This window comes from Microcoleus sp., assembly GCF_041354475.1.
GTDB lineage: Bacteria > Cyanobacteriota > Cyanobacteriia > Cyanobacteriales > Microcoleaceae > Microcoleus.
The window spans coordinates 1-2,677 of sequence record NZ_JBGJZU010000136.1 but is presented as its reverse complement, the minus strand read 5'-3'; the positions used below and the strand labels follow the sequence as shown (position 1 = coordinate 2,677).

The following is a 2,677-nucleotide window of genomic DNA, read 5'->3' as shown; positions in this document are numbered from 1 at the left end:
ACTTTACGACTCATTTAGGACTGCTATAGCAATCCTAAATCATTTGTGAATTTCTTACTCCCGGACCTTAATAAGGGGAGGGTTGGGGTGGGGTAAAAACTTTACGACTCCTGCAAGGATTGCTATATATAGCAATCCTAAATCATTTGTGAACTTCTTACTCCCTCCCCTTAGCAAGGGGAGGGTTGGGGTGGGGTAAAAAATTTACGACTCCTGCAAGGATTGCTATATATAGCAATCCTAAATCATTTGTGAACTTCTTACTCCCTCCCCTTAGCAAGGGGAGGGTTGGGGTGGGGTAAAAAACTTTACGACTCCTGCAAGGACTGCTATATATCTTGTTTGTGTTAGTGAAGCAGGACTAAAGTCATTACTACAAACAATATTAACCGATCGCCTTTTCGTAACGCTTGCTAATCTCTGTCCAATTCACAACATTCCACCAAGCTTTGAGATAATCAGCGCGCAAGTTTTGGTATTTGAGATAATAAGCGTGTTCCCAAACATCATTACCCATAATTGGATAATTTCCATCCATTAAAGGAGAGTCTTGATTCGGAGTAGTTGCAATCTCAAGTTTGCCAGCTTTAGTGCGGACTAACCACACCCAACCACTACCAAAACGTTTAGTTCCCGCGTCGTTAAATTTGGCTTTAAAATCGTCCGCAGTGCCGAAACTTTGCTTAATTGCTGTTGCTAAACTACCTGTGGGCTCGCCACCGCCTTTGGGACTCATGATTTCCCAAAACATACTGTGATTTAGGTGTCCGCCACCATTGTTACGAACTACTGTGCGAATATCTTCGGGTACTTTACTCAAATCCCTGAGCATATTTTCCACACTCATGTTTTTGAGTTGCGGATACTTGCTAACAGCATCGTTGAGGTTTTTAACATAAGCTGCGTGATGTTTATCATGATGGAATTGCATTGTCCGCCCATCGATGTGCGGTTCTAAGGCATTGTATTCGTAGGGGAGAGGTGGCAGTGTAAAAGGCCCCGGAGTTTGAGCTATCTTGGTTGCTTCGGCAATTGGACTTGCTTGGGATACATTATTTCCTGACGCTTGATAAGCACCTGCGGTAAGAGCTCCGACGCTAGCAGTCAGTAAATACAAGAAATCTCGACGTTTCAGACTCATATACAGTACCTAAGTGAATTATTAACTGTTTAAACCATATTACACTATCCGCCAATTCCCGACTTATTCAATAAGTAGGAAATCTCCAAAAATAGCCTGGTTTTTTGATATTATTCTTTGGATAAGCGCTGAACAGATTCACCTCCAAAAAGTTCATCGGCTGCTTTGAGAATACCGGGAATTTTAGCAGCGTGGGGACTGTGAGCGAGACAGCGACGCAAGTCTAATTCATCGAGGCGATCGGCTTTTTGACCTGGAAACCAGTGGCTGCCGTTACCCAGTAGATTGTAGCGCATTTTGCAATACTCTATAGTATTATAAGCCTGGGCTAAATTCCACAGCCACAAAATCACATAAATGTTAATATTTCCCGGAGTATTTTCTATGGTTGGTAAACCGACGTGCCAAGTTTTAAACCAATCTTCTCCTAATTGATTAATTGCTGCGGTTTCCAATCTTGCTAATATTGGTGGCAAAAGTCCATCGGCTTTATCTAACAATTGTACAGCGTTGAGATGTTCGTTAAAATCTTCAGGTTTTGCTGCACCCAGACTCAAAGTGTGTACTTGCGGATGGGACAAACAAAATAAGTCGTTAAACACCATCGGACTCAGAGGATAGCACAAGTCGATCAATTTTTGTGGCGGGTTGTAAAGTTGACCGCCTTTATCGGAAGGACTAATGATAAAAATGCCCATGTCGTGAAGTTTAGCAGCTTCAATGGCTGGCAAGTTAATTTGATTAATGTAGTACCAGTGCAGGTTAACATAATCGAATTGATTGGTTTCAATTGTTTTGACAATCACATCCGTCGGGCCGTGAGTTGAAAAACCGATAAACCGGACTTTGCCCTCTGCTTGCAATTTTCTAGCCACATCCATGCAGCCACCAGGACGAATGGAATCTTCTAGTAATTCCCAGGTGTTAATGCCATGTATCGATAGTAAATCGACGTATTCTAGTTGTAAATAAGCTAAGGATGTCTCAAATTCTTCACGGAATTTATGCGCGTTAGGTTGGACAGTAACTTTTGTTTGAACGATTAGTTTTTCACGGGGAAACTTCGGTAATATTAATCCTAATTGCATTTCAGAAGTGCCGTAACCGCGAGCAGTTTCTATGTGATTGATGCCACCTTCTACAGAGTAGCGAATTGTTTTTTCGAGATTTTCTTGATTGTCAAGGGGAATTTCATTTAGTGGTACGTCTTGCCATTTGTAGTGATATCTCATGCCACCGCAGGAAAAGACTGGCATGGATAATTCTGTGCGTCCGAATCTGCGATATTGCATCATAAGTAGAAGGAAGAAGGAAGAAGGAATAAGGAAGAAGAACCCCCCCCTAGCCCCCCCCCAAGGGGGGAAATTCAGGAAGAAGGAAGAAGGAAGAAGGAATAAGGAAGAAGAACCCCCCCCTAGGGCGTGTTTTCAAACTACAACCATAACCAGATACAGGCGATCGTAATCATGGCTGTATAATTTGCAGCCAGCTTCTCATATCGGGTTGCGATCCGACGAAATTGCTTGAGTCGGTTGA

The 2,677-nt window shown here is 42.6% G+C and carries 2 protein-coding genes and 1 pseudogene; all 3 read right to left on the bottom strand.

Annotation, left to right across the window (positions count from 1 at the left end; genetic code table 11):
- Positions 1-385 precede the first annotated feature (385 nt).
- Positions 386-1,141, bottom strand: a complete 756-nt coding sequence (locus tag ACBR23_RS27905; RefSeq protein WP_371120675.1) for a Fe-Mn family superoxide dismutase — start codon at positions 1,139-1,141, stop codon at positions 386-388.
- Positions 1,142-1,251: 110 nt separating this feature from the next.
- On the bottom strand, positions 1,252-2,433 hold the full coding sequence (locus tag ACBR23_RS27900) for an aldo/keto reductase (RefSeq protein WP_371120682.1): 1,182 nt from the start codon (positions 2,431-2,433) through the stop codon (positions 1,252-1,254).
- A gap of 140 nt (positions 2,434-2,573) precedes the next feature.
- A pseudogene (locus ACBR23_RS27895) lies at positions 2,574-2,677 on the bottom strand (IS5/IS1182 family transposase); the annotation flags it as partial.